We start from the raw sequence: 1,900 nt of genomic DNA, 5'->3' as shown, positions 1-1,900 counted from the left end.
AGTAGATCCTGGCTATTTAGTTTCTCTCCTAGAGAATTTATACTCTCAGTTAAATTTCGAATTTCTTCAATACTGCTTTTTACATTTGATCTGGAATTATAATTTCCTTTAGACAAACTTACAGAAATTTTCGAAACTGCTTTAATCGGTTCAGAAAATTGCTTTGATAAAATCAAGCTTATCACTGCCACTATTAATAACGTTAACGCACCACTAAATATAATTCCCTTATTAATCTGTGACTTAAAGCTTATATCTTCTTGAGAAAGTAAAACAGGTGAATATTGACCTACTATAATATATCCTACAGTTTTTTCATTTACATTTATATCAAAAGTATTTGTAGTATAAACCCCAGTTTCTTCTTTACCATTTACCATCATATGATTTTTATTTTGTATATCCTCATGATTCATTTCCCAAACAACTTTTTTGTTTTCATCTAAAAGTGTTAAGCAATAATTGCTCATATATGCTTCATGCTTCATTTCTTCTCCTGAAGTCTCAGTCCAGGTGCCATCACTTCTGTAAACTTGTTGAAAATATTCTACCAAGCTTGTATTTCTTTTAGTTTGTATATCCTCCATGTATTTATTAAAAGTATTTGTTATTGTCGTATTTACAATTAAAGCTGATAAAAGTACTGAAACTACAGAACAAAAAATTAAAATAAAACTTAAGCGTTCTCTAATATTTTGCTTCATATTTCATCACCAAATTTATAACCGATTTTTGTAACAGTAACTATGTATCTTGGAGATTTGGTATCTTCCTCAATTTTCTTACGTAAATTTTTGATATGAACATCTATACTTCTATCTGAACCATCAAAATCAATACCAAAAGCTCTTTCTATTATTGCTTCTCTTGTAGATACTTTTCCTTTGTTTGAAGCTAAAACATATAGTATATCAAATTCATTGGGAGTTAAATTGACTTCTTCTCCGTTTAATTTAACTAATCTTTTATCAATATCAAGTATTAATTTATTATTATCAAAAGAAAGAATATTTTCTTTACTTCCTCCAACTCTTCTAAACAGAGCATTAACACGTGCAGTAAGTTCTCTTGGACTTAAAGGTTTTGTTAAATATTCATCAGCTCCAATATTTAATCCTTCTATTTTATCACTTAGTGTACTTTTAGCAGTTAACATAAAAATATATACATCTGATATTTTTCTAAGTATTTTGCAAACTTCTTCACCATCTATGTCTGGCAACATTAAATCTAAAATGACAAGATCAATTTTTTCTTTTCTAAAAATTTCAATTCCATCTAATCCATTTTCAGTGGAATACACTCCATATCCTTCTTTCTCCAAATACGCCTTTACAACATCTGATACGCTTTTTTCATCTTCAATTATTAAAATGTTGTTCATAACTTTCACCCCATGTAGTTAATATTAATATTACTTTATCATATATTTAATAATTTAGCATAAAGTTATGAATTTTATGTGTAAATGCCGATATCTTATATTATATTTTTCATATAAATTTTACCTGCAGTTCTTCATCTAAAATTATTTCTTGAAGAAGTTCTCTTATTATGCTGAATTTCAAATTCTGTTACACTTAAGCACATAAAAATATCTACTGCTATAAATAACCATCTAAATATTTTTATACATGCTTAAAAAACACTATCATTAAAATTTGATAGTGTTTTTTAATTACACATTATGTTTACATTGAAGATAGATTAATGTTTTTACCTTAAGCAAAAAGTGCTTTTGAAATTTCTAAAACCACATTTACCACTTGAATAGGATAAATTCCAAGAACAACAAGCACTATCATGGATATAGTTAATGCTAATTTGGTACCTATAGAGACTGAAATTGATTCAAGTTTCGTAGGACTTTCTCCAAAATACATAACCTTAACAACTTTAA

At 27.2% G+C, this 1,900-nt stretch carries 1 protein-coding gene and 1 pseudogene; both read right to left on the bottom strand.

Going from position 1 to position 1,900, the window contains the following annotated elements; all coding sequences use genetic code 11:
• A pseudogene (locus COL3_RS26240) lies at positions 1-704 on the bottom strand (HAMP domain-containing protein); the annotation flags it as partial.
• Positions 701-1,384 (bottom strand): response regulator transcription factor, encoded by a 684-nt coding sequence (locus tag COL3_RS26235; protein ID WP_099716769.1) that lies wholly within the window; start codon positions 1,382-1,384, stop codon positions 701-703. The gene COL3_RS26235 and the pseudogene COL3_RS26240, both read right to left, overlap by 4 nt.
• Positions 1,385-1,900: the final 516 nt, after the last annotated feature.

The organism is Clostridium sp. LS (genome assembly GCF_002760435.1).
In the GTDB taxonomy this organism is placed as follows: Bacteria; Bacillota; Clostridia; order Clostridiales; family Clostridiaceae; genus Clostridium.
This window is presented reverse-complemented; position numbering and strand designations above follow the sequence as displayed.

Coding starts and splice junctions, on each gene's coding strand:
- COL3_RS26235 (WP_099716769.1), bottom strand. CDS start 1,384: ATGAACAACATTTTAATAATTGAAGATGAAAAAAGCGTATCAGATGTT.